Origin of the sequence: Flavobacterium sp. GT3P67 (assembly GCF_004349155.1) — a bacterium.
GTDB lineage: Bacteria > Bacteroidota > Bacteroidia > Flavobacteriales > Flavobacteriaceae > Flavobacterium > Flavobacterium ranwuense.
Genome location: NZ_SMLF01000003.1, coordinates 16,416 through 41,922 on the forward strand (window position 1 = coordinate 16,416; position 25,507 = coordinate 41,922).

Below are 25,507 nucleotides of genomic sequence, written 5' to 3' on the forward strand. Positions count from 1 at the left end.
AGAGAGAAAAAAAAATCAGCCTTTTAAAATTTTTTTAAAAAGAATTGGCTTGTTCCTATTAATCGTAATACTCGTTGTGTATTATGTACTTTCTATTCAATTTATTCTTTCTTAATTTTCAATATTTTAAAAAAATTGACATTTGTTAAAAAACCATTAAAGTAAAATTTAAATTTTTTAAATCCTACTCCTGAAATAAGCTATAGCTCCAAAACTATACAATAGCTCTTTCAAATATAGTTAAAATATTCAAGCGTTAAAAAGTCATGACACCTTGAATCTTGGTCCCCCACTCCAAGTCATTGAGAAAACCTACCCAACATTACTATTGGCTTTTTTATTAATCCATAAAACAAAATGCCTATGACTCTATTTTTTAAAATAGGCCTTAATTCCATCTTTTTATAAAAGCGTAAAAAATAGGGACAAAGCCTAAAAATCGATTCCATTTTCCTTTATAAAGAAACCATTGCATTATTTGGTTTATCCAATCATCATTTCTATTGGAACAACTGATTATAAGGAAAAATGAATACCGAAATATCATTTTACAAAACATTTTTATTAATACCACACATCATGAAAACATTTATTATTACGTTGTTATTGGTAAGTTTTACAAATGCAACATACAGTCAAGACAATATGCTTAGTGATTTTGAAAATGGAAATCTGGAAACAGAAGGATTACCTGGCATGGTTATAAAAACAAACGGGAAAGTTTCATATGTATATTTAACCGATAAACATCCCGATGCAGCAGTAAGAGAACTTCAGAAAAAATTTGTAGAATATTCTATTCTAAAAAACAATGGAGAAAATCCCATATAAAGACTTGATCTGGAAAGCAAAAAAGGTACTATTCTCGCATTATATAGCGAAGATCAAAAATTAATTAGCGTAGATGAAAAATATAAAAACATAAAACTACCTGCTATCGTTATGCATTCTATTCTAAAAGAGCTCCCAGGTTGGGTAGTTACACAGGACACGTATTTTTTTTCTCAAAAAAATGGCATGGTTACAAAAAAACAGTACAAGATTAAAATAGAGAAAGAAAATGAAACACACACTATTGTAGTATATGCAGACGGTCAGATTAAAAAATAATGCAGCTGTCTTTTAAAAAACTATGATGAAGAGACTGCTCAAAATTAATTTTTGAGCAGTCTCTTCTGTCTTTTTTTCTTGATAAATATTTCAGCTTATAAACTAACGAACTGGAAATTTCTTTATTCTAATAAATCCCCAAGAGTCACAATCTCGTTTTGTATAGCATAAACCACTAATCCTGCAATATTTTTACATTCCGTCTTCAATAATAAATTATTTCTGTGCCCTTCTACTGTTCTGGAACTGATAAATAGCTTTTCGGCTATTTCATTACTGTTATATTGTTTACATAATAACAACAGCACTTCTTTTTCCCTATTGGTCAAATGTTCCTCATCAAATCTGGATTTCGATATTTTATTGGGAGAGACCGCACATTCCTGAATAATTTTCATCACATAATCCGTATAATAAAAACCTTTTGCAGCCACTCCATTTATGGTGGCTAACAATTCTTTGGGTGTTGCATTCTTTATCAGATAAGAAACTGCTCCAACTGCTATCATATTAGCCACAAAAGATTTCGAATCATAACTCGTTAAAGCTATAATTTTAAGTTTAGGAAACTCTTTATGAATAATCTTTGTGGCTTCAACTCCATTTATTACTGGCATTTTCAAATCCATGATAATAATATCCGGGTGATTATTTTTATTGTTGTGGAGGAAAGAAATCAATTCATCACCATTAGAAGCTTCAAAAACAATTTCAATATTTGTTTCACGTCCCAATAAAAAAGAAATTCCTTTTCTAAAGAGAATTTCATCATCCACTAATATTATTTTTATAGTTTTGTTCATTTTTAAAAATTAAAAACTACTGAAACTCCTTTATTCACAGCGGAATCAATAGTGATACTGCCATCTAAAAAGGCCACTCTGCTCTCTATATTTTTCATTCCAAGACCTTTTTTATTGGTATCATTTTTCATGTCAAAACCAATTCCGTTATCCGTGTAATGACAACTTCTCAATCCATTTTTTTCTTCAAAAAGAATAGAAATAGAAATGGCCTTTCCATGACGGAGTGAATTATTCATAAGCTCTTGTAAAATTCTAAAAACATGCAAATGCCTGTCATTATCAGCAATAGCAAATTGCGTTCTATTTTCATAATTTACTGTGACAGCTTTGGAACTACTAAATTCCAAACACAATTCTTCCACACCTGCATCAAGCCCAAATTTTTCTAAAACGGGAGGCAATAAACCATGTGCAATTTTTCTGGAATTATCTAAAGCTTTCGCCGTAAGATTAATAATATTAGCCGTAATTTCATTAATCTCGTTTTCGGACAAATTTGGTGTTGTCAACAAATGAGAATTCAGTGAAACTATATTGAGTTTAGAACTGATATCATCATGCAAATCTTGAGCTATTCGTTTCCGTTCTTCTTCTTGCGTAATAATTACCGCACTTAAAAGCTCTTTTTGATACTGGATTTCTAAATCTTTTTTTTCTATTTCCTGTTGGATAATTTTCTTTCTCGAAAAATAAAAAAATAAGACTAAAACCACTGACATTATTATAAAAAATGCCGAAGTATACAAAATGATTGCAACAATTTCTTTTTCGTATGCCAGATTTATTTTCATCACTTTTATTATTGACGTATCTTATTTGAAAAACTCTTTTTCCATTCGACCAGTATAAACACTTGATAAATAATATACAAAAAGCTATTCAAAATCCACGGCATTTTATTAAATTTTGAATGCAACATAATTGCCAAATTTCCAGTAAGAAATAAAATGGTACTACCGCATAAATACATGAGAATTCCCATATTAATATAATAGAATTCTTTTTTTTCATTCAATAAATTATAAAAATGAAAACTCGCAAACACGATCAGAATAAAAGAAGTGAGGAATATTTCGAATAAATTAAATTTAATAAACAAGCTGACATCAGTGGAATACTGAATTGCTAGGACTAACAAACCGATAATAAATCCTATCTTTACAATCCTTTTTTGATACTCTTCTTTTAAAATTTTTTCATAAAAAAGACTTAATATGACAAATTGCCCAACAAAATAAAAGTGTGATAAAAACAAATTATTACACTTTTGTTGAATCAAAATTTCAGCCCAAATTTGAACGACAAAAACTAATCCTAAATACAAAACAAAAAATTTATAAGCTTTCCCTTGATTGGGAAAACTTATAAAAAAAAGGATTAAATTCAATAATAAAATCAAATATCCAATATATGCTAATATTTGATTCATAAATACTATGTTAGTAAAGGACTACTAGGATCACAGTCAGTTGGACAAGGTCTTGTAAAATCATAAATATCATCCTGCTCGGCAGTCGCATTCCCCACCCCAACGGTAATCATATCTACATAAATTTTTGTTACAGGATCGTATTTCGTACCCACAATCATTAGTTTCTCCACTCCATGATCATCAATACCAATATAGGCTCTTACGGCATCTACTCCTTCGGCTAATACTTCGATCAAATCTACTTTTGGGATTAAGAATGCATGCAATTCATGGTGTTTGTTGTAGTTCCCTTCTTTTTTGGTCCATCGTTTGGCCCATCTTTGTGCCTCTATTAGCGGAATAGTATTTACTTTTTTTGCAACGCCATTTGCATTATTTCCTGTTGTGGCTTCTTCTGACATAGTGTTTAGTTTTTTTGGTTATACCACTTTTCCGTTAAGAGAGAGAGGAGCTAAATTACTGTTTTTTTTGTGCTTTTATGAAGAAAAGGTTTATATATAAAATAAAAAAATGTCACACTAAATAAATGCCACCAGTTTTGAGAGTTCCAATAATCTACCAAGAAGAATTGAACATGAATTTTAGTTACAAAAAAAGCCTACAAACGTAGGCTTCAATGGTATTTCAAAAAAGTGATAGTATTCTAAAAAGGAACATCGCTATCATCATCCGGATCATTCAAATTACTTCCAAAAGCATCGTTGGCTGACGGGAGATTTTTAGTGATAAAAGGATTATCTTCCTGATTCATACTCGATGGTAAATCATCATAACCGCCACTGAAATCTTCCAGATTATCAAATTTTCCCAGATGTCCAATAAACTTTAGTCTAACGTTCTCAATACTACCATTACGGTGTTTGGCAATCATTATTTCTGCCTGCCCTGCAGTTGGTGAGGCTTCATCATCATCCCACTCGTCAATTTTGTAATATTCAGGACGGTATAAAAACGATACAATATCAGCATCTTGCTCAATCGCACCCGATTCACGAAGGTCAGAAAGCAAAGGTCTTTTACTCGAACCACGGGTTTCCACCGCACGCGACAATTGAGAAAGGGCAATAACCGGAACATTTAATTCCTTTGCTAATGCTTTTAAGTTTCGGGAAATCGTAGAAATCTCCTGCTCTCTATTTCCTCCTCCTTTTCCGTTTCCACCAGCCGTCATCAATTGCAAGTAATCGACAATAATAATTCGGATACCATGTTGCGAAACCAAACGTCTTGCTTTAGCCCTTAAATCGAAAATAGACAATGATGGTGTATCGTCAATAAACAAAGGTGCTTTTTCTAAATTCTTAACTTTGGTGCTCAATTGTTCCCATTCATGCTTTTCCAGTTTTCCGGTACGTAATTTCTCTGATGACAAACCTGTTTCAGAAGAAATCAAACGGGTAATCAACTGAACCGATGCCATCTCCAGAGAAAACAAGGCAACTGGCATTCCGTAATCAATCGCCATATTTCGTGCCATCGACAATACAAAGGCTGTCTTACCCATTGCTGGCCTTGCCGCTATAATAATTAAATCACTTGGTTGCCAGCCCGAAGTAATCTTATCTAATTTATCAAAACCTGTCGCAACCCCACTCAGTCCTTCTTGACCGGCAATTTCCTCGATTCTTTTTTTGGCTTGTAACACTAAACTCTGCGCTGTTTCGGAACTTCGTTTAATATTTCCTTGTGTTACTTCGTATAATTTAGATTCGGCTCTATCCAATAAATCAAAAACATCTGTTGTTTCATCATAGGATTCTTCTATAATTTCTGAAGATATTCGAATCAAACTACGCTGAATAAATTTTTGTAAAATAATTCTGGAGTGAAATTCAATATGCGCCGAAGAGGAAATCTTTTGTGTTAGTTGAATTAAGTAAAAATCGCCGCCTGCTAAATCTAATTTTGCATTTTTCTTAAGTTGGGCAGAAACGGTTAATAAGTCAATAGGCTGTGTTTCTGTAAACAGCTGGACAATAGCCTCAAAAATATGTTTGTGTGCATCTTTATAAAAAGCATCTGGTTGTAAAATGTCAATCACATCATCAACCCCTTTTTTGTCAATCATCATGGCACCCAGCACCGCCTCTTCTAAATCGAGAACCTGAGGAGGCAATTTCCCTTTTTCTAAGCTTATAATTGTTGTTTTATCTACATTTACAGGGTTTATATTTCTGAAGTTTTCCATGGAGCGAAAGTAGCAAAAATTAAAAAAATATTGTCATTGAGTTGTTACAAATAATTGTTCATAAGTAACTATTTTTTGTTTATAACCAAAAAAAAATCCGAAACGGTAAGGCTTCGGATTAAAGATTGATTTGTAAGATTTTACTCTTTATACTCACCCATTTTACTGTATTTATCCATTCTTTGGGCTATTAATTCTTCTGTTGATAAGTCTTTTAATTCATTAAAACCTTTCATGATATATTGCTCCACCGTTTTGAAAGCAGTCTCTCTATCATAGTGTGCTCCACCTAAAGGTTCTGGAATAATATCATCAACTAATTTTTGTTTTTTCATATCAGCAGAAGTCAATTTTAATGCTTCGGCTGCTTGTTCTTTATACTCCCAACTTTTCCATAAGATCGAAGAACACGATTCTGGTGAAATAACAGAATACCAAGTGTTTTCCATCATGTATACTTTGTCACCAACTCCTATTCCTAATGCTCCTCCAGAAGCTCCTTCACCAACAATTACTGTAATGATAGGCACTTTTAAACGAATCATTTCAAATATGTTTCTGGCAATAGCTTCCCCTTGTCCACGTTCTTCTGCTTCCAATCCAGGATAGGCTCCGGGAGTGTCAATCAAAGTCAAAACAGGAATATCGAATTTCTCTGCCATTTTCATCAATCGCAATGCTTTTCTATATCCTTCAGGATTTGCCATTCCGAAATTACGGAACTGACGAGTCTTTGTATTAAATCCTTTTTGTTGACCAACAATCATAAACGATTGTCCGTCAATTTTTCCTAAACCGCCAATCATGGCTTTGTCATCTTTAAAACCTCTGTCTCCAAAAAGTTCTAAGAAAGTATCACCGCATAAAGCACGCACATGATCCATCGTATACGGACGGCTTGGATGTCTTGATAGCTGGACACGTTGCCAAGCAGTCAAGTTTTTATAAATTTTTCTTTTAGTCTCTTCTAATTTTTTGTTGATCTGTTTGCAAGTATTCGTTACATCAACATCCGATTCCTGACCAATAATAAGACATTTATCTAACTGTTCTTCTAGTTCTTTTATTGGAAGCTCAAAATCTAAATATTCCATAGGATTTTTGCGTTTTTGTTTTTATTTGGAACCGCAAATATAAAATTTTAAATCGTTCAAAAAGGTAAATTTTATATTTATGTGTAAAAATTTGCTTCTCAAAAGGTTGAGAAAGCTATTCTTATTTGTCCTTTTGATAGTGTTTTATAACTCCGTTCAGGATTACGGTGATTACTATTATTAGTGCGCCGATGTAAAACTCAAAGCTCATTTTCTCTTTTCCGCCAAGGATAAAGTACGCCAAAAAAATTCCGTATACCGGCTCTAAATTTGTGGTCAGCATTACGGTATACGGCGTTAATTTCCGCATCACTTTTACTGATGCCGTAAAAGCATACGCCGTACAAATGGAAGCCAGAATCAGTATTAAAATCCAATTATTTACCGTTAGAATAAAGAAGTCAGCGGTGAATTTTTGTTGGAACAAAAAGTAAATGGTAATAAAGAAAACACCTGCCAGAAATTCGTAAAAAGAAATCACTGAAGGTTCGTGCTTTTCTATCAATTTTCCGTTCATTAACGTAAACAAAACACCTAATAGGATAGATGCCAAGGCGTATAACATTCCTTCCAAATAGTTAATTTCGACCTTCATAATCAATGCCAAACCAGCAATAATGATAAGACCAAAAAACACTTCGTACCAAAGTACTTTTCGGCCATAAAAAACAGGCTCTAATATAGAAGCAAAAAAGGCTCCCAACGAAAAAACGGATAGTGTTATGGATACATTAGAAACATGAATGGCTTTGAAGAAAAAGATCCAATGTAAGGCTATCAGCAGTCCCACAAAAATCAATTTCAAGAACGATTTTAAAGGAATCTTAAATGATATTTTTTTGAATGCAATAAACAAGGCTAAAAACAGCCCTGCTAAAACCATGCGGTACCAAACTAAAGCATCGGCTGTAATGGTGATTAAAGCTCCTAAAATGGCGGTAAAACCCCAAATAAAAACGATCAAATGAAGGTTTAAATAACTTTTTAATTTATCGTTTTGCATTTCGTAATAAATAAATGGCTAAAATTCCAAAAGCAATATTAGGCAACCATACGGCTAACATGGGTGGAATACTCGATTTTTCGGCCAATACGCCAAAGATTTTATCAAAAAATACAAAGGCAAAAGCCAATGCAATTCCAATAGCTAAATTGGTACCCATTCCGCCTCTTCGCTTCATGGCCGAAACTGCAACGGCAATAATGGTAAGAATAAATGCCGATACCGGAACGCTATATTTTTTGTATAAAACCACCAAATACACATTAATATTGGATGATCCTCTTTCTTTTTCTTTTTTAATAAAGGCATTCAATTTCCCTAAGCTCAAGGTTTCTGCAATGTAAACTACTGGCGTTAAATCTTCTAAATCAAAAGTAAAAACAGCCTTTTTTTCAGGTAGTTTTTCAATTTTATCATTGAGTTCGCCCACCGTTCTTTTGGTATAATCATACATGGTGTACGTACTATCTTTCGGGTTCCATTTTATTCTGGAAGCGGTAATTTTATGGACTAACTTCTGGTTTTTAAACTTTTCCAACGAAAAATTAAATGCAGTTTTAGACTCTGTATTAAAACTGTTTACGTAGATAAACTCATTATCACTAATTTGTCTGTAAACGTCCGTATTATCACCACGCATCGCTTCTTTTCCGCCCCCTTTCAAGTACGTATATCTAAAATTATTGAATCCTTCACTCGCTGCAGGAACCACAAAGAAACCCATTAGCAATACAAAAACAGAAACAATGGAAGCGCCAATTATATAAGGTCTTAAAAAACGTGTGAATGAAATTCCGGAGCTTAAAATAGCAATAATCTCCGTATCATTCGCCAGTTTTGAGGTAAACCAAATCACCGATAAAAACAAAAATATCGGAAAAAGGGAATTTGCAAAATAAACCGTAAAGTTGTAGTAATAGAGCGCAATCTCTAAAAACGGAACTTTATTTTCCAACATTTTATTGATCTTCTCGGATACGTCAACAACAATTCCTATGGGGATAAACAACAACAGCATCACCGTAAATGTGGCTAAATATCTTTTTAGGATGTATTTGTCAATTATTGTTAGCATATTTTAAATTATGAGTTATGAATTATGAATTATGAGCTACACGCTAACTCCTAATTTATACATCATAATAATTTTATAATCTTTGGTTCATATTTTTCACCATCATTTCTTTCCAAGGTCTGAAATCGCCTGCTAAGATATGTTTTCTGGCTTCACGAACCAACCACATATAAAAACCAAGATTGTGTATCGTGGCAATTTGTTTCCCTAAATATTCATTGGCAGCAAAAAGATGACGCAAATACGCTTTTGTATATTCAGTATCCACATACGTGATTCCCATTTCATCAATTGGAGAAAAATCATCTTCCCACTTTTTATTTTTGATATTTATCGAACCGTTGGCCGTAAATAACATTCCGTTTCTGGCGTTACGCGTAGGCATTACACAGTCAAACATATCAATTCCAAGGGCAATATTTTCCAAAATATTGATTGGAGTTCCCACGCCCATCAGGTATCGCGGTTTATCTTCGGGTAGGATTTCACAAACTATTTCGGTCATCGCATACATTTCCTCTGCAGGTTCCCCTACCGAAAGTCCGCCAATCGCATTTCCTTGTTGGTTTGAATTCGCAATATATTCTGCTGATTGTTGGCGCAAATCTTTATAACAACTTCCTTGAACAATTGGGAAAAACGTTTGTTCGTACCCGTATTTAAAAGGCTGTGTGTCTAAATGATTGATGCAACGATCCAACCAACGGTGGGTCATTTTCATCGAACGTTTCGCATAGTTATAATCACATGGATACGGCGTACACTCATCAAAAGCCATGATAATATCGGCACCAATGGTACGCTGAATTTCCATAACATTCTCTGGCGTAAAAAAGTGGTACGAACCGTCAATATGCGATTTGAACTTCACGCCTTCTTCCTTAATTTTTCTATTCGCCGAAAGAGAATACACTTGGTAGCCACCAGAATCCGTCAAAATATTACGGTCCCAGTTCATGAATTTATGCAAACCACCCGCTTTCTCCAGAATTTCGGTTTGTGGTCGCAAGTATAAATGGTAAGTATTTCCCAAAATAATATCTGGGTTGATGTCTTCTTTCAATTCACGTTGATGCACCCCTTTTACAGAACCTACGGTTCCTACAGGCATAAAAATTGGGGTTTCAATCACACCGTGATCAGTGGTAACAGTTCCCGCTCTGGCTTTGGACTGCGGATCTTTTTTTAATAAATCAAACTTCATAGTAACGTATTTCACCCGATTGTTCGGCTGGCAAAGATAGGTTAATTTGAAACCCACATCAAAAAATATTTTTCTTCCAATAAAATAAAATAGTGGGTTCCTGACAACCAAAATTTAAATACTTTTTCGGAAGAAAATTAGATAATTACATAATTTAAAAATTTAATTACCATTTGGAAAATCATTTTGGGCGTGCCCTAAAAAGGTCGCGCTATCCGTTGCAAACGAAGTTCACTGAACTCCTATAAAAAATAACTACTAGGTGAAGTAATCTCCCGAAGAAAAATCGGGAGGATTTCCACTGCTATCCATCACGCAAAAGAACTTGAATGGCAGTTTTAAAAATCAATGTTCAACTTCAATCCAAAATCCCAATTTATACTATTAATTTTACATATTTGATTTTAATAAAGTATGATGCTTCAGACCTATAAACAAGTTGTCATACAGTTTAGTAGAAGGAGAACAGAAGACTTAAAGATAGTTTAACTATATACAAACTTTACATTTTAAAAGATAAAATTATCAAATAAAAAGCATTGTTCTTAATGATTTTTATTTGATAAAAATCACACTAAAGAACGAAACCAATAACACAAATAAATTAAAGTAATTAGAATAAGTTTGTAACTTTAAGTAGATATTTTACGTATAATCATTCACAGTAAGATTAATATTTTTAATTTATAATCATTATGAATTGTTAAAATACATACAAGATATACATATTCGTAACTATATTTATAATCATATATAATATGTCTAGTTTAATTATCAAGGAATTACCTAAATCTAAAGTAGAGACTGTAGTCGAAAAATTAGTGTTGAATGCTCATACTTTAAAAGCTAATTTAAAATGCTATACAGGACAACAAGGAGATTTTTGGGTTAGCATTATACCTTCACTTAATGTTTCTGGATATGGTAAGACGGAAAAAGAGTCTATAAAAGACTTAAATTACAATGCTACTTTATTTTGTGACGATTTATTTTCTGTGACTGAGACCCAAAGAAGAGGAGAATTGAATAGACTTGGTTGGGTTTTAAATAAACTGTTTAAAAAAAAATACTCAAAATCTTATATAGACGAGAACGGAGTACTACAAAATTTTGATTTCCCTGAAAAAGTTAAAAAAACAATTTTAGAAACAATATAAGTTGGGCAATAATAGACCCGTAAAAAAAAGCGATTGGGAAAAATTTTTGCTTGCTCACTGATGTTCTAAAAAAAGACACAAAGGAACTTCACACGAACATTGGAAATGTCCAAATTGCATAAGAACAATAACTCATAGAGGACAAGATAAGGAAATACCTTCACTACATTTGTCCACAAACTTAAAAACTATGGGATATAATCTACAATATCTTTATGAATGGATAGAAAAAAATTAAACTTAATATTAGTTAAATATATATATTATCCAAAAAATTAAAGTTTCGAAATTGTCATTTTTAGGTTTTTATCTGAGTTTGACATTTTTTTTAATACATATAACTTAAATCGTGGAAAAAAGAAACCGAAATTAACCATTAACCAAAAATATTATGAGAATATTCACTAATGAAGAAGCTAAATCCATCACTAAATATTATTCTGAAAAAATAGTTGAAATGCCTATCACTAAACCTGACAACTCTAATCCTTTTTTGATTTCTCCCGACCGCGTTGCTATTCCACAATCGTTAGCGCAGTTTTGCAAACTGTGCCCACAATAATGAGAAAATAGGACAACAAATTATGAGTAATTCATGGCTTTTTGTTATTTTTAAAACCAAAAATATCTACAAAGTATAAAGTCACAACAGCCGAAGAACGAACTAAAAAATGAATCAGAGGTGATTTTAGTTGCTAAATTGGAATGGGCACAGTTTGCAAAACTGCGCTAACGATTGTTTGTAAATACAAAGCGATCTGATATATAATAAACTTCTTTTTAAAATGATACTATCCTTTTTTGCAACACAAGCAGCATTTAGAGAATGGTTAGAAAAGCACCACAAAAAGGAAACTGAACTACTCGTTGGTTTCTATAAAGTGAGTAGCGACAAACCTTCCATGACTTGGTCGCAATCCGTGGATCAAGCACTTTGCTTTGGTTGGATTGACGGTGTACGAAGATCAATTGATAATGAAAGTTACAGCATTCGTTTTACGCCACGAAGAAGCACCAGTATTTGGAGTGCCATCAACATCCAGAAAGTCGAGGAACTCACTAAAGCCGGGTTAATGACTCCCGAGGGACAAAAAGCATTTGATTTACGTACAGAAAATAAATCCCGAATTTATTCTCACGAGAAAGAATCGGTTGCTCTTGCCCCAAATTACGAAAGCCAATTTAAAACGAACACATTAGCCTGGGACTTTTTTAATGCACAAGCGCCTTCCTACAAAAAGGTAATGATACATTGGATAATGACAGCAAAACAAGAAAAAACCAGAATATCACGGCTTGAAAAAACTATACAAATCAGTGAACAACAAAAACGAATGCAATAAAAAGTAAAATACTAAATAATTAAACAACCAAAATGCTTCAATTCAACCGCACTTATTTTGCTTTTACAGTATTCCTTTTTCTACTGGAAACAGCCATCGCTTTGTTTGTTCATGACAACTTTATAAGACCTTATTTTGGAGATTTTTTAGTGGTTATGCTACTCTATTGTTTTCTGAAATCGTTTCTAAACGTTTCCGTTTGGGTCGCCGCTGGCCTTGTGTTGCTCTTTTCATTTGCTATCGAAATCGCACAATATTTTAATACGGTTGAAAAACTAGGATTACAGCACTACAAAATCGCTAAAGTAGTTTTTGGAAATTCATTTGCCTGGATGGATTTACTTGCCTATATTCTTGGCATTTTGACCGTAATTAGCATTGAAAAAACTCACTTTAAAACGACAAAATAAAATACATCGTTTCAAGAACTATCACTAAAATAAGCTATTTCACGCAGCAAATTCTTATAAAAATATCTTACGTTTGTAAGAACATTACACTAAAAACTTTAAATTATGATTCAAAAACTGTTCTCCCCAAATTCTTGGTCCGCAAATGCAACCGATTGGGCTTCGCTTATTTTACGATTAACACTTGGTTTATTGATGTTGAGTCATGGTATTCCTAAACTGATGAAGTTAATGAGTGGCACAATGGAATTTGGTGACCCAATAGGCATTGGTGCTCCTGCATCATTGGCTTTGACTGTTTTTGCCGAGGTTTTGTGCTCCCTATTAATTGTAATAGGTTTGTGGACCAGATTGGCGTTGATTCCGCTAATTATTACAATGGGAGTTGCTGTGTTTGTTGTTCATATTAATGACGATCTGGGAACAATGGAATCTGCACTGCTATATTTACTATCCTATTGTGCTCTATTTTTATTGGGAAGCGGTACCTATTCAATGGATGCTGTTTTGAAAAGAAAAGCATTGTAAAAAACAATTTCATATCAGTTAAATCGTATACATTTACTCCAATTAAACTGGAATGAATAAACGCTTTAAAATTGTAGAAATTATAAAATAAGGAATCATAAATGGAAAATTTAAGACCCAACGGCCAAAGAGCAAAAATTGCCATTATGTTAATATGGATTGTGCTTACAGTCGAAATAATTTCAATACTTTCTGATTATTTGCAATATGATTTATTACAAACTGTTGCAAATGGTGGGCAAATCTCTACAGAAACAGCAACAGAGAATGATTTAAGACAAAAAATTATAGCAATGATTTATTTGGCAGTATTTATAATTTCGGGGATTACTTTTATACAATGGTTTAGGAGAGCCTATTACAATCTTCATCTAAAAGCAGAAAGTTTATCCTTCACCGAAGGCTGGGCTGCAGGTTGCTGGTTTGTACCAATTATATGTCTTTATAGACCCAACCAAATTATGAAAGAGTTGTATCAGGAAACTCAAAATTTGTTATCTAAAAAGAATGAAAATTATGCTCAAAATCTAACATCCCATTCCATTGGATGGTGGTGGGCGTTATGGATTATTTCTTCATTATTAGGCCAATTCATTTTTAGATATTCCTCGAAAGCTGAGACAATTGATGAATTGACTGTGAGCACAGTTGCTAGTCTTATTGCTTCAATAATTGGTATACCTCTCGCCATAATTACTGTAAAAGTCATTAAAGATTATTCTGAAATTGAACCTTTACTTTATAAATTGAACGATGAGGAAGAAGAAGAAAAAATCATACCTGATACTGACTTACAACCTTTAGAAAATTAATTTTTCTTATAAAAAGATCCAAATAATAACACTAATAATGATTCCAGAAAGCCTAATTGAAACTAAAAATCTTGTATTTGACAAATGCGGTTTTGAACTCCGAAATCTTGAAATAGAAAAAGAAAGTACCGAATATGGCGCCTGTAAATTTGATCTTGACACAGTCAAAATACTCTTTCGTGTTGCCAAAATTACCCCTACAAAGATTGGGCAATTTGTAACTTTTTGGAAGAGAATTGAAAAAGGACCTATCGAGCCTTACGCTATTTCAGACGAGGTTGATTTTTTTATTATAAACACTAAAAGTGACAATCAATTTGGTCAATTTATATTTCCAAAATCTGTGCTTTGTCAACAAGGAATTATCAGTACCAATTTAAAAGAAGGAAAGCGAGCAATTCGCATTTACCCTCCTTGGGATTTGACGGTGAGCAAACAAGCGCAAAAAACCCAAAAATGGCAAGTGGACTATTTTTTAGAAATTCCATTGAATCAACCCCTAAATTTAGAAAGAGCGAAACAGCTTTATGCCCTGATAGATTAATAATCTTTAAAATAACAAAATGGAAGTAGCAAAAATAATTAAAGAAAAACTGGGAACTATAATCGATGTTCGCTCTTATGATGAATTTATGGGTGGTCATGTTGCTGGTTCCTTCAATATCCCTTTGAATGAGATACCACATAGAATGCAAGAAATACAGGAACTTAAAACACCTTTAATCCTTTGTTGCGCATCGGGAAATCGAAGTGGACAAGGGCAGCATTTTTTGACCCAACAAGGGATTGAATGTTACAACGGCGGTTCATGGCTGAATGTCAATTATTATCTATCTCAAATCAGTTAAAAGGGAATTACTAACAACCACTCAAAACTAAAAACAGAAAGTTAATTTCTTTAAAAATCATATATTTCGTATTTACAATTAGTTAATTAACAGTTGATTAAATTTTAATATGTTTAATTTTATCAAACTTAAAATTAAGTAATCCGTTTGTAACGAATTCAGTATTACTTAGAAAAAAAAATTAATCTAAAAAACAACTATTATGAGAACCGTAATTAATAACAAAGAAAATGTGAGTGGAGTTGTAAAAGCAGGTGCAAATCCAGCACATGGCTTGAGAGATTTATTTGAAGTTGGACTAAAAGATATTTATTGGGCAGAAAAAGTATTGACTAAAACGTTGCCAAAAATGGTAAAAAATGCTTCATCACCAGAATTAGTTAACACTTTAAAAAAACAGTTAAGTGAGACACAAGAGCACGTATCACGTCTGGAAAAAATATTTGAAGTAACAAGTATTGCACCAATTGCAAAAAAATGTGATGCCATGCAAGGGATATTGAAAGAGACCAATGGCCTTATCAAAGAAACCGATATTGGTATGGTACGGGATGCGGGGATGATTGCGGCTGATCAAAAAGTAAAACATTATGAAATTACAGCCTATGGCACTTTACATGCTTTTGCTAAAACTTTAGGAGAAGACAAAGCAGCAAATCTATTGGCCATGAGCCTTGATGAAGAGAAAAAAATGGATGCTGCACTAACCGGAATTGCTGTATCTACCATCAATAGACAAGCCTTTAGAGCTGACACAATTACTAATACTTAAATATAATTATAATTTGGAGAATCTATGATTATATTTTATTTCTCCATCTACAAAAAAGCCCGCCAAATGCGGGCTTTTTTGCGGATTATACAAAGTTAAACCGAGAATTTTATTCCAGTTAAATTCTAACGGAATCTTACATTAAATATTCCTAAAAACTTTTGCGGTAACCCTAAATAAAAATTACATTTGCACCAGTTTAACTTTTACACACAAAATGAAGCCTAACACACAACAATTAAACGATTTAACAATCCAAGTCAGAAGAGATATTCTTCGAATGGTACACGCTGTCAATTCAGGTCACCCAGGTGGTTCTCTAGGTTGTACTGAATTTCTGGTAACCTTATACCAAAACTTGATGGAACGCAAAGAAGGTTTTGATATGGACGGTATTGGAGAAGATCTTTTCTTCCTTTCAAACGGACATATTTCTCCTGTTTTCTATAGCGTTTTAGCGAGAAGCGGTTATTTTCCGGTATCGGAATTAGCAACTTTCCGTTTGATCAATTCAAGATTACAAGGTCACCCAACTACTCATGATAGTTTACCTGGAGTCAGAATTGCATCAGGTTCTCTTGGACAAGGATTATCAGTAGGGATTGGTGCTGCTCAAGCTAAAAAATTAAATGGTGACAACCATATTATTTATACGCTTCACGGAGATGGTGAGTTACAGGAAGGTCAAAACTGGGAAGCAATTATGTATGCTTCTGCAAAAAAAGTGGACAATCTTATCGCTACAATCGATTTAAACGGAAAACAAATTGATGGAACAACTGACGAGGTTTTAGCAATGGGAAGTATCCGCGCTAAATTTGAAGCTTTTGATTGGGATGTTTTAGAAATTGAAAAAGGGAATGACATCGAAGCTATCATTGCCGGAATGAATGACGCAAAATCAAGAACAGGAAAAGGAAAACCAGTTTGTGTGTTGTTGCATACTGAAATGGGTAATGGCGTAGATTTTATGATGAATACTCATGCATGGCACGGAAAAGCGCCTAATGATGCTCAACTGGAGAATGCTCTAGCACAAAACTATAATACTGGAGGCGAGTTAGACTACTAAGAATTGAGATTGTTGATTAACGATTTCTGATTTCAGAATTTTTTAATCTTTCAATTTTTTAATCTTTCAATTTTAAAAGAAAAATGAAAAAATATACAAATACAGGAAGTAAAGATACTCGTTCGGGTTTTGGAGCGGGAATGACTGAATTAGGTCAAAAGAATGAAAATGTGGTTGCACTTTGCGCTGATTTAATTGGATCATTGAAATTTGACGATTTCAAGAAAAATCACCCGGAGCGTTTTTTCCAAATTGGAATTGCCGAAGCAAATATGATTGGAATTGCAGCGGGCTTAACAGTTGGTGGTAAAATTCCTTTTACAGGAACTTTCGCTAACTTTTCTACAGGAAGAGTCTATGATCAAATTCGTCAATCAGTGGCGTATTCTGAGAAAAATGTAAAAATTTGTGCCTCACACGCTGGATTAACATTGGGTGAAGATGGCGCAACACACCAAATTCTTGAAGATATTGGATTAATGAAAATGTTACCGGGAATGACTGTAATTAACACTTGTGATTACAATCAAACCAAAGCGGCTACTTTAGCATTAGCAGATCATCATGGTCCGGCTTACTTGCGTTTTGGCCGTCCGGTTGTTCCTAATTTCATGCCAGCTGATGAGCCTTTCGTAATAGGAAAAGCGATTCTTTTAAGCGAAGGTTCTGATGTAACAATTGTTGCAACTGGACATTTAGTTTGGGAAGCTTTAATCGCAGCCGAAGCTTTAGAAGCAAAAGGTATTTCTGCTGAAGTAATCAATATTCACACCATTAAGCCATTGGATGAAGAAGCGATTTTGAAATCATTGGCAAAAACAAAATGTATTGTTACTGCTGAAGAACACAATATCCTTGGTGGTCTTGGCGAAAGCGTTTCCAGAGTATTAGCATTGAACAGTCCTGCTCCACAAGAGTTTGTAGCTGTAAATGATAGTTTTGGAGAATCTGGAACACCAGAACAATTAATGGAAAAATACAAATTGAACAATCAAGCAATTGTTGAAGCTGTAGAAAGAGTAATGAAAAGAAAATAATCTTTTCCTTTTACACTAAAAAAAATCCAGTTCAATTGAACTGGATTTTTTTTGGTTTCTATTTTTTAATTGCACTTCACTAAATGTCTTTTGATTCTGTCTGGATTAGTGGTATTTCCATCACAACTTGGTATATCTGCAAAAGGAATTAAAACGCCATTAGTACCTGTAATTTCTAATTTTGTACTAAGTCCATCTCCATCATCATCTATATCTAAAAAGTTAGGAATTCCATCTTTATCCGTATCATCCGGATTTGGGACTCCTGTTGCAAAAACTCTCATGTAACCATCTCCGTTTTCATCTTCTTGAAAATTCATAATTCCATCTCCATCAGAATCAAGTCTATTAATCTCGTATAATTTAAAACTAAAGATTAAAGGCGCATAAGCTGGAATAGTGGCACTTCCTGAGTTATAATAACCTAATCCTGACGGAAGAAACATCACTCCTGCTCCAAAATCTTTGTGGGTTACCGTTCCATCAGCATTAGAAGTATAGGTGCCCGTTTTAAATTGAGGAAAAGCTTCCCCCCATCCAGTTATTGTAGTTGTTAGATTAAAAAATTGCTGTGGATTTTTTGATTCTTCAAAAAAGACAGCAGTTAATGCCGCAGCTCCTGATGTGGTTATACGCTCTAAATAATCGCCTTTATATGCCGCTAATACACCATCAACATTAGATGGAGACCGTCCCACTCCTTCTCTTAAAACCAAGTAATATAATTTATAAGTAATATCATGAAGCTTTACGTCTCTGCTCTTAAGCTGATAATCCGTTTGATTCCAAATTGATTTTTGCAATCCTCCATTTGGAATTTTTGTGATTTTTATATCAAAATCAGCTGAAACTTCCTCGATATAATATGTTTTTAAATATTCTTCAATATCCGTTAAATCAGTAGCATATTGTACTGCATAATCTCTAGGTGGTTCCATTTCTGCGGCAGCATCATCTTTTGAACATGAAAATAAAGAGACAGTTGTAATTAATAGAATAAAATAATACTTAAATTTGTTCATTATAGCTAATTTTTTAAGTGCGCAAGATACAATATTGATTGATTTTTGTAAACTATTTAACTCCGATTTTAGAAAATTTATGAGAATAGATAAATATTTATGGTGCATGCGGTATTATAAAACCAGAAATATGGTTACCGAAGCCTGTAAAAAGAATCATGTGACTGTAAACGGTCTTGTTGCCAAGCCATCAAAAGAGGTTTTTCCTACTGATAAAATTACGTTTCGGAAAGACCAAATTACCCAAATCATTACCGTTCTGGATATACCAGAGAATCGTGTTGGAGCTAAATTAGTTGATATCTATCGAAGAAATGATACTCCGGCAGAAGCCTATCAACATTTAGAACTACTGAAATTATCCAAAGAGCATTATCGAAAAAATGGCACAGGAAGACCTACCAAAAAAGACAGAAGAGATATCGATGAATTTGGGAATGAAATAATTACTAAAGAGGATGACGAGTAAAACTACAGCATTACTTTTTTAACCTATCAAAATGATTATTTCAATTTTAAACAGTAAACCGTTAAACAACAAACTAAAATAATGAGCAAAAATATCATCTTAACGAATCAAGAAATCGAGCATAAAATAAAAAGAATTGCTTACCAAATCTATGAAACATTTGTAGATGAAGAAGAAATTGTAATCGCAGGAATTGCCACTAACGGTTTTACATTTGCAAAAAAAATAGCTTTGGTTTTAGAAACCATTTCTCCTCTTAAAGTTTCGCTTTGCGAAGTACAAATTAATAAACAAAATCCCGAATTACCAATTCACACTTCCTTATCAAAAGAACAGTACGCCAATAAAGGCTTAGTTCTTGTTGATGATGTATTAAATTCAGGCACCACATTAATTTATGCAGTAAGGCATTTTATAGACGTTCCTTTGAAAAAATTTAAAACCGCAGTGCTTGTTGATAGAAACCACAAAAAGTATCCTGTAAAAGCTGATTTTAAAGGCATATCTCTTTCAACATCATTATTGGAGCATGTGCAAGTAGTTTTTGATGAGAACGATGATAATTATGCCTATTTAAGCTAAAATTGCAACAATATCAAGTACGGTTTGGTCGATTGTCTTATCGTCAACAACAACCTTATATTGCGCTTGATTGTAATAAAAGCTTCTCTCAAAAAGATGCATAGCAATAAACTCTTTCATCTCAGCGTCGCTTTTATTTGCAATAAGAGGACGCTTACTTTTATTATGGCTCAATCTATTGAACAAAGTATCTATTGAAGCTTTGAGGTAAACAGATACTACATTATCGCCTTTTAGCAACTCATGATTATTGGCATAACATGGAGTTCCTCCACCTAAACCTATGATTAATTGTTCCGGCGAATTCAATAATTCGATAAAAACTTCGTGTTCTAACTTTCTAAAATAAATTTCTCCGTGCTTTTCAAAAATGGCATTTATGGACAAATTTACTTTCTCTTCAATCTTTTTATCCAAATCCACAAAAGGGATTTCGATATTTTTTGACAACTTATTTGCAATTGTGGACTTACCACAACCCATATAACCTAATAATATAATTTTTTTCATCTGAATAAAACCTTACAAATTAAGGTGTTGAGTGATTTTGTTAAAAAAAGACAAATTTATAATAAAATTGCTTGGAAAACTCCAAAATAAGTCCTTATATTTGCACCCGCATTCAAGGAAAGAATATGACTCGATAGCTCAGTTGGTAGAGCACATCACTTTTAATGATGGGGTCCTGGGTTCGAGCCCCAGTCGGGTCACAAATTTTGTGATCAACACATACTTTTCTTGAAGCATTGACTCGATAGCTCAGTTGGTAGAGCACATCACTTTTAATGATGGGGTCCTGGGTTCGAGCCCCAGTCGGGTCACAAAAGGTCGAGTAATTTATTACTTGACCTTTTCTTTTTTAAGGCCACGTGGAGAAACGGTAGACTTGCCAGCTTGAGGGGCTGGTGCTCGCAAGGGCGTGTGGGTTCAAATCCCACCGTGGTCACATCAGAAATTAAAAAAACTAACGCAACCTCAATAAATAAAGGAGTTGCGTTTTTTTATACTAAATATTTAAACGACAATGCACACGACAACTATCGATTTACAACTTCAATCTTGTATTATTAGGTTTGTGCGGTATTATAAAGTTCCTTCAAGTTTAATCAAAAAAAATATTATTATCAAAAAAACCATCGATAAACTCCCCGTAATAAAAAAAAATGCCCCTAAATAGAGGAATCTCTTATCGTTTTTGTTTTCTTTTCTCATGCCTTATTATTCCCTTCTACTAACCATTTCTTTACCTTTTGATGCAATATAAACTTCCAAAACATAACAAATTGTGAGTATGTCTATTGCAAAATAACAACCAAAAAACTGTTTCCACAATACCCCCTTTAGGTGATATTTCATTTAATAATAAACGGGTGGATAAGCAAAAAAAACAATACTTTAAACAAAAAAAAGGAGATGCCTTCATCATCAGAGCTAATATAAACAACATAGTGAAGGACAACAAAGCGTCATTGATGATTGTTCAACGTTCCAATTGAAGTCAAAAAGCGGGCTTACCTAGCGTTTTATTAAAGCTATAGAATACGGAAGCAAATGTGATATTAAAAACATAAAAATGTTTTGCAAGTAATTGTATTTCTATACTCATTATAAAATCAATACCAACAAAAAAAGCGTCTTGACATACTATCAAGACGCTTTTTTTATGATTTAAGAATGCGTTTATTTCATTAACTGCTGCAAAGGCTTCAACTGCTCTAAATCAATATTAGATTGCTGTAAAACGCTCATCATAGTCATAATATTAGCAGGATTCATATCCTTGCCTAAAATTCGAACAATAGCAAAACCATTTTCCTTTTTATTAGCAAAGAACACAAACTCTTCAATATGCTCATCAGTCCCTACAAAGCTCACCGAAGCACCTTCTTTACCTGAGCCAAACTTCATAAGCTGTTGGTACTTTTTGTCTTTTAGAATCAAATTAACTTTGGCACGTTCAATTTCAAATTCCGCTTTATTCTTACCATTTAATTTGAAAGCCAAAACATTCATCTTGTCAAACGACTTCAAAGCATCACTCTGTGCCAGTGATAATTTTGTTTTATCAACATTCAAAATATTAGGTGACATATCAAGAGCGATGAAATTTTTGTTCTCGGTATTTTCCACAAAATACTTTTGCAAGGTTGGTTCCGAGTTACAGCTCACGAGAAATAAACTCAACAGCAGCGCTAATCCATAAACTGTTTTCATCTTATTTTTTTCCTTTAGTTGCTTTCTTCAAATCTTCCCCTCCAGGAATTTTCATCTTATTAGTCAGAACGGACAGTTCATCTAAATCAAAATTACCTTTCAAAGACATTAAAACGGTATCGTCATTTTTAGCACCTTCTATAAACATAAACAACTCTCTTATTTGAGAATCACTTGCCCCTGATTTTACTAAAATTTTAATACTTCTGCCATTCTCATTGACACGCATTAACTCTTCTAATCCAGCAGTCTTTATGTATTTATCGGCTACAGCTTTCATTTCGCCTTCTATTCTGGCACTTTTAGTCGTAAACACTTTCAAATCATCCAGTTTCTTTATCAAGCTCAAGTATTGTTGTGTTTCTTTGTCAGAAGCATCCATTTTTACTTTACTCATCAAGTCAAACATTTTTTTATTGACAATGATAGATGTTACGCCTTCTTGCCCGTCGAATTTATCAAAAGTCGCTTGTGCAAAAAATGTACTTGAAACTAATGCAAAGACCAATGTGAGTATAATTTTTTTACTCTTATTTAAATTATTGTTCATTTTGTTGTTATTGATTATTGATTTCATTTTTTTTAAATTTTTATGGTTTAAAACTATTATTTTTTTGTTTTTACTGTTTACTCAAGGCAATTAAGAACCACCGGACTGTTTTTTAGTATTAATGAATATTTTGTCTTTTGTGGTTTGATATTCTTGAATATACTGTACACTTTCTATGCCAACATTTACATTATCTGACAATAATGACAATGCTTTTTGAGTTGCTCTGAAAGCCTTTTCAGGATCGTCATACGTTCCTAAATCCTGACTTTTATTTACAACATCAGCACTATAATAAGCATAGGTTCCTATTCCCAGCAAAACAACAACCGAAGCCGCAATTGATATCCACGCAACATTACGTTTTTTAGATTGTGGTGGAATTTCTGGCGTAAACTGATGGGCTGCCGCAAGAGAGAAATACCCAAATATGGGTTTGTATTGTTCTAAATGCTGCGCAACATTCAATGAAGAAAAATAATTACGTAATTCATTTTCTTCAGCAATACTGGTTTCTCCCTGAAAGTATTTTTCTAATAAATTTTCTGTTTTAACTGATTCCATAATTGTGTGTTTCTGTCATATAATCCCGTATCGTTTTCCTTGCTCTTGAAAGCGCCACCCGAATCGCACTCTCATTCATATCGAGTATTTTTGCGATTTCTTCAAATTCATATTGTTCAATATCTCGCATTTGAATTATCAATCTTTGTTGAACGGGTAATTTATCCATTATTTTCTCAACCCAATTCAAACTGTCCAAATCTTCCATTTTTTTCTCCAGACCCGGTTCTCTATCTACATAATTTGTATGAACGATTTTTAGATTTCCGGTTCTTTTCGATTTTAGCTGGTCCAAACAATAATTTTTTGTCATTGTCATTGCAAATGCTTCTACACTGCTATACCCCGCTAAATTTCCATTTTTACTCCATAATTTCACCAAAACTTCCTGAGTAGCGTCTTCGGCTTCCTCAGTACTTACGAGCAATCGCTTAGCCAGCCTAAAGACTTTGTCTTTAAAAGGAGTGACGAGCAGCACAAACTCATTTTGGTTCATAAAAAATTAGGTTTTTAAACTGGTTATATAATGGAGACGATTCATTTTTATTTTTGCAACAAAAAACATAAAATAAAACTAAAGTTACTATTTTTACGTTAATTATATTAAAACCCACATAATGAGAACAAGTTTCAAAATTACACTTTTATTATTTATAGCAGCTTTCACTTTTCAAAGCTGTCAAGACAATGATGATGTTGCACCACCAGCCAGTTTAGATATTCAAGATTTTATTTGGAAAGGACTCAACCAATATTACTTATGGCAGGCAGATGTTCCAAATTTAGCAGATGATAGATTTGCAGACCAAACTGAATTAAATACGTTTCTAAGAGGATATCCAGTTCCTGAAGATTTGTTTGACGCGCTTAGAGTTGACAAAACTATTGATCGATTCAGTTGGATTGTAGATGATTATTTAGAACTGGAAGGAACACTTCAAGGAACTACTAAAAATAACGGTATTGATTTTGGTTTAAGCAAAAAACCTGGAAGCACTACTGAAATATTTGGTTATGTTCGTTATATCATTGCAAATTCAGATGCATCGAACAAGAACATCAAACGTGGTGATTTCTTTACTGCCGTAAATGGAACTCAACTTACTTTGAGCAATTATGAGGCACTATTGTTTGGTGCAAACGAAACTTACACCTTAAATCTAGCGGATTATAACGGAACTACTATTGTTGCCAACGGAAAATCAGTAGAATTAACGAAAACCGTTTTATCTGAAAATCCAATTTTAATCAACAAAGTAATAACTTCCGGTTCACATAAAATAGGATATTTAATGTACAATGGTTTTTATGCTAATTATGATACGCAATTGAACGATGCTTTTGCTTCTCTAAAATCACAAGGAGTTACCGACTTAGTTTTAGACTTACGCTACAATGGTGGTGGTTCTGTACAAACTGCTACACGATTAGCGAGTATGATTACGGGACAATTTACCGGAAAGGTATTTGCAAAGCAACAATGGAATGCTAAAATTAATGCGTATTTTGAAACTAACAATCCAGCAGCTTTAATAAATAGCTTTACTGACAAAATAGGAACTACCGCAATAAACAGTTTAAACTTGACTAAAGTTTATATCTTGACTAGCGCAAGTTCAGCATCAGCTAGTGAACTTGTTATCAACGGATTAGAGCCTCACATCAATGTAATACAAATTGGCGATGTAACTGTAGGGAAAAATGTTGGGTCAGTTACACTATATGACTCTCCTACTTTTGGTTCAGAAAACAGAAACCCAAACCACAGATATGCCATGCAACCGATTGTATTAAAAATTGTGAATTCAAATGGTTTTGGAGATTATTTCAATGGATTACAACCTGATTATTTAATAAAAGAAACAATTAGTACTTATGGCGTTCTTGGAGACACTGCTGAGCCTTTATTGAGTACCGCTATTGGAAAAATAACCGGAACATCCAGAATGTTGAAACAAAGCACTGGTGTAGATTTTGAGTTTTTTAAAGATTCGAAATCAATAAAAGGAATCCAAAATCAGATGTATATTGAGAAAGCTCCAGAAGGACTTTTGAAAGCATTGGAATAAAATTGATTTCATAAATTATAAAAAAAAGAGGCTTTCATCACTGAAAGCCTCTTTTTTTTATAATCCAAAATTAAAGAATCCGATTTTTCCCAACAAAAAACCCGTTCCAAATTAGGGAACGGGAATTAAGACTAAAACTAAAATAA

At 33.4% G+C, this 25,507-nt stretch carries 30 protein-coding genes and 3 tRNA genes; 18 read left to right on the plus strand and 15 right to left on the minus strand.

Going from position 1 to position 25,507, the window contains the following annotated elements; translation table 11 throughout:
- Nucleotides 1–579 precede the first annotated feature (579 nt).
- Nucleotides 580–831: a hypothetical protein gene (locus tag E0H99_RS06340; RefSeq protein WP_131992642.1), complete on the plus strand. Its 252-nt coding sequence runs from the start codon at nucleotides 580–582 to the stop codon at nucleotides 829–831.
- Nucleotides 832–1,232: 401 nt separating this feature from the next.
- On the opposite strand, the gene E0H99_RS06345 is transcribed toward E0H99_RS06340, so the two are convergent.
- From E0H99_RS06345 to tgt, 9 genes are all read right to left on the minus strand, one after another.
- Nucleotides 1,233–1,913, minus strand: coding sequence for a response regulator transcription factor (locus tag E0H99_RS06345; RefSeq protein WP_131992645.1), 681 nt, complete (start codon nucleotides 1,911–1,913; stop codon nucleotides 1,233–1,235).
- Nucleotides 1,914–1,915: 2 nt separating this feature from the next.
- Nucleotides 1,916–2,707, minus strand: coding sequence for a sensor histidine kinase (locus E0H99_RS06350; RefSeq protein WP_131992648.1), 792 nt, complete (start codon nucleotides 2,705–2,707; stop codon nucleotides 1,916–1,918).
- A gap of 8 nt (nucleotides 2,708–2,715) precedes the next feature.
- Entirely contained in the window at nucleotides 2,716–3,240 is a 525-nt protein-coding gene (locus E0H99_RS06355; RefSeq protein WP_240723450.1) for a hypothetical protein, read from the minus strand.
- 110 nt (nucleotides 3,241–3,350) lie between these two features.
- Entirely contained in the window at nucleotides 3,351–3,749 is a 399-nt protein-coding gene (locus tag E0H99_RS06360) for a hypothetical protein (RefSeq protein ID WP_131992654.1), read from the minus strand.
- A gap of 242 nt (nucleotides 3,750–3,991) precedes the next feature.
- Nucleotides 3,992–5,536: a replicative DNA helicase gene (dnaB, locus tag E0H99_RS06365; protein ID WP_131992657.1), complete on the minus strand. Its 1,545-nt coding sequence runs from the start codon at nucleotides 5,534–5,536 to the stop codon at nucleotides 3,992–3,994.
- A gap of 140 nt (nucleotides 5,537–5,676) precedes the next feature.
- The gene (locus E0H99_RS06370; RefSeq protein ID WP_131992660.1) at nucleotides 5,677–6,630 is read right to left on the minus strand and encodes an acetyl-CoA carboxylase carboxyltransferase subunit alpha; all 954 of its coding nucleotides are present in this window, start codon (nucleotides 6,628–6,630) and stop codon (nucleotides 5,677–5,679) included.
- Between the two features lie 121 nt (nucleotides 6,631–6,751).
- Nucleotides 6,752–7,633: a DMT family transporter gene (locus E0H99_RS06375; protein ID WP_131992663.1), complete on the minus strand. Its 882-nt coding sequence runs from the start codon at nucleotides 7,631–7,633 to the stop codon at nucleotides 6,752–6,754.
- Nucleotides 7,620–8,708 carry an LptF/LptG family permease gene (locus E0H99_RS06380; protein ID WP_131992666.1) on the minus strand — a complete coding sequence of 363 codons (1,089 nt, stop codon included), beginning with the start codon at nucleotides 8,706–8,708 and terminating at the stop codon, nucleotides 7,620–7,622. The genes E0H99_RS06375 and E0H99_RS06380 overlap by 14 nt, the downstream gene beginning before the upstream one ends.
- A gap of 73 nt (nucleotides 8,709–8,781) precedes the next feature.
- Complete coding sequence (gene tgt, locus E0H99_RS06385; protein ID WP_131992669.1) at nucleotides 8,782–9,912, minus strand: tRNA guanosine(34) transglycosylase Tgt; 1,131 nt, start codon at nucleotides 9,910–9,912, stop codon at nucleotides 8,782–8,784.
- A gap of 758 nt (nucleotides 9,913–10,670) precedes the next feature.
- On the opposite strand from tgt, the gene E0H99_RS06390 reads away from it, so the two are divergent.
- The 11 genes from E0H99_RS06390 (at nucleotide 10,671) to E0H99_RS06440 (ending at nucleotide 17,891) form a co-directional block, all read left to right on the plus strand.
- Nucleotides 10,671–11,069 carry a hypothetical protein gene (locus E0H99_RS06390; RefSeq protein ID WP_131992672.1) on the plus strand — a complete coding sequence of 133 codons (399 nt, stop codon included), beginning with the start codon at nucleotides 10,671–10,673 and terminating at the stop codon, nucleotides 11,067–11,069.
- A 391-nt stretch (nucleotides 11,070–11,460) separates the two neighbouring features.
- A complete protein-coding gene (locus E0H99_RS17180) occupies nucleotides 11,461–11,631 on the plus strand; it encodes a hypothetical protein (protein WP_165930265.1) in 171 nt (56 codons plus the stop codon).
- Between the two features lie 223 nt (nucleotides 11,632–11,854).
- A complete protein-coding gene (locus tag E0H99_RS06400; protein ID WP_131992675.1) occupies nucleotides 11,855–12,412 on the plus strand; it encodes a YdeI/OmpD-associated family protein in 558 nt (185 codons plus the stop codon).
- A gap of 32 nt (nucleotides 12,413–12,444) precedes the next feature.
- Nucleotides 12,445–12,822, plus strand: a complete 378-nt coding sequence (locus E0H99_RS06405) for a DUF2809 domain-containing protein (protein ID WP_131992678.1) — start codon at nucleotides 12,445–12,447, stop codon at nucleotides 12,820–12,822.
- A 105-nt stretch (nucleotides 12,823–12,927) separates the two neighbouring features.
- The gene (locus E0H99_RS06410; protein WP_131992681.1) at nucleotides 12,928–13,350 is read left to right on the plus strand and encodes a DoxX family protein; all 423 of its coding nucleotides are present in this window, start codon (nucleotides 12,928–12,930) and stop codon (nucleotides 13,348–13,350) included.
- A 101-nt stretch (nucleotides 13,351–13,451) separates the two neighbouring features.
- A complete protein-coding gene (locus E0H99_RS06415) occupies nucleotides 13,452–14,162 on the plus strand; it encodes a DUF4328 domain-containing protein (RefSeq protein ID WP_131992684.1) in 711 nt (236 codons plus the stop codon).
- Nucleotides 14,163–14,199: 37 nt separating this feature from the next.
- Entirely contained in the window at nucleotides 14,200–14,706 is a 507-nt protein-coding gene (locus E0H99_RS06420) for a MepB family protein (protein WP_131992687.1), read from the plus strand.
- A gap of 19 nt (nucleotides 14,707–14,725) precedes the next feature.
- Nucleotides 14,726–15,010 (plus strand): rhodanese-like domain-containing protein, encoded by a 285-nt coding sequence (locus E0H99_RS06425; RefSeq protein WP_131992690.1) that lies wholly within the window; start codon nucleotides 14,726–14,728, stop codon nucleotides 15,008–15,010.
- A gap of 202 nt (nucleotides 15,011–15,212) precedes the next feature.
- Complete coding sequence (locus tag E0H99_RS06430) at nucleotides 15,213–15,782, plus strand: ferritin-like domain-containing protein (protein ID WP_131992693.1); 570 nt, start codon at nucleotides 15,213–15,215, stop codon at nucleotides 15,780–15,782.
- A gap of 217 nt (nucleotides 15,783–15,999) precedes the next feature.
- The gene (locus tag E0H99_RS06435) at nucleotides 16,000–16,854 is read left to right on the plus strand and encodes a transketolase (RefSeq protein ID WP_131992696.1); all 855 of its coding nucleotides are present in this window, start codon (nucleotides 16,000–16,002) and stop codon (nucleotides 16,852–16,854) included.
- A gap of 83 nt (nucleotides 16,855–16,937) precedes the next feature.
- On the plus strand, nucleotides 16,938–17,891 hold the full coding sequence (locus E0H99_RS06440) for a transketolase family protein (protein ID WP_131992699.1): 954 nt from the start codon (nucleotides 16,938–16,940) through the stop codon (nucleotides 17,889–17,891).
- Between the two features lie 65 nt (nucleotides 17,892–17,956).
- Here the strand turns inward: E0H99_RS06440 and E0H99_RS06445 are convergent, their stop codons facing one another.
- Nucleotides 17,957–18,913, minus strand: a complete 957-nt coding sequence (locus E0H99_RS06445) for an FKBP-type peptidyl-prolyl cis-trans isomerase (RefSeq protein ID WP_131992702.1) — start codon at nucleotides 18,911–18,913, stop codon at nucleotides 17,957–17,959.
- 79 nt (nucleotides 18,914–18,992) lie between these two features.
- Here E0H99_RS06445 and E0H99_RS06450 point away from each other — a divergent pair, with 79 nt between their 5' ends.
- Both E0H99_RS06450 and E0H99_RS06455 read left to right on the plus strand, forming a co-directional pair.
- A complete protein-coding gene (locus tag E0H99_RS06450; RefSeq protein WP_131992705.1) occupies nucleotides 18,993–19,382 on the plus strand; it encodes an RNA-binding S4 domain-containing protein in 390 nt (129 codons plus the stop codon).
- A gap of 81 nt (nucleotides 19,383–19,463) precedes the next feature.
- The gene (locus E0H99_RS06455) at nucleotides 19,464–19,964 is read left to right on the plus strand and encodes a phosphoribosyltransferase family protein (RefSeq protein ID WP_131992708.1); all 501 of its coding nucleotides are present in this window, start codon (nucleotides 19,464–19,466) and stop codon (nucleotides 19,962–19,964) included.
- Here E0H99_RS06455 and E0H99_RS06460 read toward each other — a convergent pair.
- The gene (locus E0H99_RS06460; protein ID WP_131992711.1) at nucleotides 19,956–20,474 is read right to left on the minus strand and encodes a shikimate kinase; all 519 of its coding nucleotides are present in this window, start codon (nucleotides 20,472–20,474) and stop codon (nucleotides 19,956–19,958) included. The two genes, E0H99_RS06455 and E0H99_RS06460, sit on opposite strands and share 9 nt — an antisense overlap.
- 127 nt (nucleotides 20,475–20,601) lie before the next feature.
- Here E0H99_RS06460 and E0H99_RS06465 point away from each other — a divergent pair.
- The 3 genes from E0H99_RS06465 to E0H99_RS06475 all read left to right on the plus strand — a co-directional run bounded on the left by E0H99_RS06465 (nucleotide 20,602) and on the right by E0H99_RS06475 (nucleotide 20,910).
- Nucleotides 20,602–20,674, plus strand: a tRNA-Lys gene (locus E0H99_RS06465).
- Nucleotides 20,675–20,712: 38 nt separating this feature from the next.
- Nucleotides 20,713–20,785: transfer RNA gene (locus E0H99_RS06470), tRNA-Lys, on the plus strand.
- A 42-nt stretch (nucleotides 20,786–20,827) separates the two neighbouring features.
- Nucleotides 20,828–20,910: transfer RNA gene (locus E0H99_RS06475), tRNA-Leu, on the plus strand.
- A gap of 734 nt (nucleotides 20,911–21,644) precedes the next feature.
- Here E0H99_RS06475 and E0H99_RS06480 read toward each other — a convergent pair.
- The 4 genes from E0H99_RS06480 to E0H99_RS06495 all read right to left on the minus strand — a co-directional run bounded on the left by E0H99_RS06480 (nucleotide 21,645) and on the right by E0H99_RS06495 (nucleotide 23,788).
- Complete coding sequence (locus E0H99_RS06480; RefSeq protein ID WP_131992714.1) at nucleotides 21,645–22,178, minus strand: DUF4252 domain-containing protein; 534 nt, start codon at nucleotides 22,176–22,178, stop codon at nucleotides 21,645–21,647.
- Nucleotide 22,179: 1 nt separating this feature from the next.
- Complete coding sequence (locus E0H99_RS06485; RefSeq protein WP_240723451.1) at nucleotides 22,180–22,755, minus strand: DUF4252 domain-containing protein; 576 nt, start codon at nucleotides 22,753–22,755, stop codon at nucleotides 22,180–22,182.
- Between the two features lie 63 nt (nucleotides 22,756–22,818).
- Complete coding sequence (locus E0H99_RS06490) at nucleotides 22,819–23,292, minus strand: hypothetical protein (RefSeq protein WP_131992717.1); 474 nt, start codon at nucleotides 23,290–23,292, stop codon at nucleotides 22,819–22,821.
- Entirely contained in the window at nucleotides 23,279–23,788 is a 510-nt protein-coding gene (locus E0H99_RS06495) for an RNA polymerase sigma factor (protein ID WP_131992720.1), read from the minus strand. Before E0H99_RS06495 ends, E0H99_RS06490 begins: the two co-directional genes overlap by 14 nt.
- A 121-nt stretch (nucleotides 23,789–23,909) precedes the next feature.
- Between E0H99_RS06495 and E0H99_RS06500 the strand changes: the two genes are divergently transcribed.
- A complete protein-coding gene (locus E0H99_RS06500; RefSeq protein ID WP_131992723.1) occupies nucleotides 23,910–25,361 on the plus strand; it encodes a S41 family peptidase in 1,452 nt (483 codons plus the stop codon).
- The last annotated feature ends 146 nt before the right edge of the window (nucleotides 25,362–25,507 follow it).